The organism is Streptomyces katrae (genome assembly GCF_000966975.1).
GTDB lineage: Bacteria > Actinomycetota > Actinomycetes > Streptomycetales > Streptomycetaceae > Streptomyces > Streptomyces katrae.
In genome coordinates, this window is record NZ_JZWV01001480.1 from 1 (window position 1) to 1,856 (window position 1,856).

A 1,856-nucleotide genomic window follows, 5' to 3' on the forward strand; every position below is an offset into this window, starting at 1 on the left:
CCCCGGACCTCCAAGACCCCCGGCATCGGCGGCGCGGGCGGCCCGCGCCGCGGCCCGGGCAGCCGCAGCGGGCAGTCCCGCCCCCGCGAGCTGGACGCGCGGATCGAGGAGCGCGTGCGCGACCGGTACGCCGACAAGCCGGTGATCAAGACCCCGAAGACCTTCCCCGGTGCCGAGCTGGAGGGCGAGCGCCTGCAGAAGGTGCTGGCCCGGGCCGGCATGGGCTCGCGCCGCGCCTGCGAGGAGCTCATCGAGCAGGCCCGCGTCGAGGTCAACGGCGAGATCGTCACCGAGCAGGGCAAGCGCGTCCAGCCGAAGGACGAGATCAAGGTGGACGGCCTGACCGTCGCCACCCAGTCCTACCTGTTCTTCGCGCTGAACAAGCCGGCCGGCGTCGTCTCCACCATGGAGGACCCGGACGGCCGCCAGTGCCTGGGCGACTACGTCACCAACCGTGAGACCCGTCTCTTCCACGTCGGCCGGCTCGACACCGAGACCGAGGGCATCATCCTCCTCACCAACCACGGTGAGCTGGCCCACCGCCTCACGCACCCCAAGTACGGCGTGCAGAAGACGTACGTCGCCGCGATCACCGGTTCCCTGCCGCGCGACATCGGCAAGCGGCTCAAGGAAGGCATCGAGCTGGAGGACGGGTACGCCCGGGCCGACAACTTCCGCGTCGTCGACCAGGTCGGCAAGAACTACCTGGTCGAGGTGACCCTCCACGAGGGCCGCAAGCACATCGTCCGCCGCATGCTGTCCGAGGCCGGCTTCCCGGTCGACAAGCTCGTCCGGACCGCCTTCGGCCCGATCGAGCTCGGCGACCAGAAGTCCGGCTGGCTGCGCCGCCTGACCAACACCGAGGTCGGCATGCTCATGCGCGAGGTCGGCCTCTAGCCCTCCCCGACGCCCCCGTACGGAAGCCCGCGGTGCCACCGGCGCCGCGGGCTTCCGCGTTCCCGGACGGACTCTTGCCGGAGTGCGCCGCCCCTGTTTATAGTCAACCTGACTATTAAAGGGAGCGGGTGGCCCCATGGGCTGGTACATGAGCTGGACCGAGATCCTCGGCTTCGCCACGGGCGCCCTGTGCGTCTGGCTGGTGGCGCGGCAGCACGTCGCGAACTGGCCGGTCGGCATCGCCAACAACGTGTTCTTCATCGTCCTGTTCGCCCAGGCCGGCCTCTACGCCGACGCCGGGTTGCAGATCGTCTTCATCGCCCTCGCCGCGTACGGCTGGTGGTCCTGGACCCACGGGGGTGGACCAGGAACCGCCGAGGCCCTGCCGGTGCGCCGCACCACGCGCGCCGAATGGATCTGGCTGCTCGCGGCGGGGGCGGTGGGGACCGCCGCGCTGACCCTGCTCCTCGGCCGGGTCAGCGACTCCACCGTCCCCTTCTGGGACGCGCTCACCACCGCCCTCTCGCTCATGGCCACCTACGGCCAGTGCCGCAAGCTCCTGGAGTCCTGGTGGCTGTGGATCGCCGCCGACCTCGTGTACGTCCCGCTGTACGCCTACAAGGGGCTGTACCTGACCTCGGTCCTCTACGTGGGCTTCCTCGCCCTGTGCGTGGCCGGGTACGTCGGCTGGCGCCGCGCCCTCCCGGCGCGCGCGCGCCGCCCGCACGGCGGCGGCCACGGGGGCGGCCGCATGAGCGGCGCCAGGCGGTACGGGCACGGGCTGGTGCTCGGCAAGTTCTACCCGCCGCACGCCGGCCACCACCACCTCGTGCGCACCGCCCAGGACCAGTGCGAGCGGCTGACCGTGCTGGTGTGCGCCGCCTCGGTGGAGTCGGTGCCGCTCGCCGACCGGGTCGCCTGGATGCGCGAGGAGCACCCCGGCGCGGACGTGGTCGGCG

General features: G+C 71.9%; 2 protein-coding genes and 1 pseudogene. All 3 read left to right on the plus strand.

The genetic code is table 11. The features are described 5' to 3' along the window. Window positions 1–897: pseudouridine synthase (locus VR44_RS38495; protein ID WP_045952333.1), on the plus strand; the 897-nt coding region annotated here is incomplete at its 5' end. A 136-nt stretch (window positions 898–1,033) separates the two neighbouring features. Beyond that, window positions 1,034–1,621, plus strand: a pseudogene (pnuC, locus tag VR44_RS38500) (nicotinamide riboside transporter PnuC); the annotation flags it as partial. 27 nt (window positions 1,622–1,648) lie between these two features. Continuing rightward, window positions 1,649–1,856, plus strand: a 208-nt coding sequence (locus tag VR44_RS46220; protein ID WP_169791092.1) for an adenylyltransferase/cytidyltransferase family protein, incomplete at its 3' end; no start/stop codon positions are given.